Source organism: Pseudolysinimonas sp. (assembly GCF_031389465.1).
Lineage (GTDB): Bacteria > Actinomycetota > Actinomycetes > Actinomycetales > Microbacteriaceae > Pseudolysinimonas_A.
On sequence record NZ_JANMSQ010000184.1, the window covers coordinates 1 to 1,830 of the forward strand.

Here is a 1,830-nt window from a genome sequence, read left to right on the forward strand (position 1 = left end):
CGACCTCGAGGAGGCCCGGTGAGAGTCACCGTTCCGCGGCCGTTGATCGTGGTCGTCGCCGCGCTGTTCTCCAGCTACCTCATCGTGCTCGGGGTGTACTCCCTGCCGTTCGGCTTCGCCTCGTCGAACGGGCCCGTCATCGCAGCGATGGCGATCTACGCGATCGCGACGTTCGCCGTGCTCTTCCCCGACAAACGGCCCCGGATGCCGGTCTGGCTCGCCGCGTTCGCCGTCGCGATCACGGTCGTCCTGCCTCTCCTCGTCGCGTCGGTACTCGACCCGCAGCGCGAGGGCGGCAACGGCTACGCGACCTGGTACGTCGCCGCCGTCGGAACCCTCATGACGATCACCGCGGTACGCCGCCGACCGGGCTTCGCCTGGTTCGGGATCGGGTTCCTCGTCGTGCAGACGGTTCTCTGGGCGGGGCCGGGCGCCCTCGCCGGCCTCGGTGTGATCGGTTCGGCGTCGTGGGTCGGTGTCGCGCATCTGCTCACCAACGCCCTCGCGAAGGCGGTGCGCGACTCGCAACGCTTCGCTATCGCCGAGCGCGGCGCGACGGAGTGGCAGGCGGCTCAGGAGGCGCACCTCAACGAGCGGCAGTTCCGGCTCGGGCAGACGACCGTCATGGCGCTGCCGATGCTGCGCACCATCCAGCAGAGCGGGGGCGATCTGACCGCCGCGCAACGCGCCGAGTGTCTTCACCTTGAGGGCGCCATTCGCGATGAGATCCGCGGGCGCAAGCTCCTGAACGACACCGTACGGGAACAGGTCATGCTCGCCCGTAGGCGTGGGACGACGGTCACGCTGCTCGACGAGGGCGGAATCGACGACCTCGAGGGCGAAGAACTCGACAGAGTGCTCGGAGCTCTCGCCGACGCCCTGCGCCGTACGAACGCCGACAAAGTCATTGCGCGTACCGTGCCGGAGGGCTCCGATGTGGCGGTTACCGTTGTCGGCCTGCGGTCGAGCGACGACGGCAGTGCCAGCCTCCTCGGAGACTCCCTCGATGACGACGAGGTCGACCTGTGGCTCGAAATCCCGAGGGTTGCTTCGGCCTAAGCGAGTACGAGTGTCGTGAACAGGTAGTTGCGCACCTCGGGACGCACCTTGTCGGTTTCTTTCCACTTCCCGGCGACCCAGGTGTACATCCGGTATTCGGGCCAGCGGTCGGCGATCTCTTGCAGGAAACCGGCCGCGTCGCGCTCGTAGCGCACGAGGTGGCGGTCCTCGATTTCCATGAGCAGGCTCGGCCGATCACGATCGATGACCTGGCGTGCTCCGGCCACGACGGAAGGCTCGAACCCCTCGACGTCGATTTTGATGAACGCGATACGTGCGAGGGCCTCCCTCTCGACCCACGCGTCGACGGTGTCGATGTCGGTGCGGATGCGGTGGATTCGACCGGTGGACGGGGCGCCGACAGGACGAAGGTGACCGTGGCCGAAGATCGGGAAGGGTCCGCGGATCGGAACGACGATTTCGCCCTCGCCGGCCTGCGGTCCCATGGCGACGCGGCGCAGCTTTCCTCTCGCGGTGCCGACGAGGACGCGCAGGAACCGCACCACGTGGAAGTTGCGCGGCTGCGGGTCGACCGAGTCGATCCGCCCGGTCGGCCCGATGAGGTAGGTCAGTGGGACGGTGTACATGCCCAGACCCGCGCCGATGTCGAGAACGGTGTCGCCGGGTTTCACCACGTGGGCGAGGCCTTTGATCTCGGGTTCGGCCCAGTCGATGCGACCGGCGGCGATGTAGATGGCGTTCCCGACTCGGGAGCGCCAGCCTCCCAGTCGTGCCCGGATGGGAGGGGAGGCCGTCGGAGCGGCGGCTTCG

At 68.0% G+C, this 1,830-nt stretch carries 2 protein-coding genes; one reads left to right on the forward strand and one right to left on the reverse strand.

Going from position 1 to position 1,830, the window contains the following annotated elements; translation table 11 throughout:
- Positions 1-18: 18 nt before the first annotated feature.
- The gene (locus RMO30_RS07430; RefSeq protein ID WP_309711444.1) at positions 19-1,059 is read left to right on the forward strand and encodes a hypothetical protein; all 1,041 of its coding nucleotides are present in this window, start codon (positions 19-21) and stop codon (positions 1,057-1,059) included.
- Here RMO30_RS07430 and RMO30_RS07435 read toward each other — a convergent pair.
- Positions 1,056-1,830 (reverse strand): FkbM family methyltransferase (locus RMO30_RS07435; RefSeq protein ID WP_309711442.1); only part of this gene is annotated, 775 nt, incomplete at its 5' end. The genes RMO30_RS07430 and RMO30_RS07435 overlap by 4 nt on opposite strands.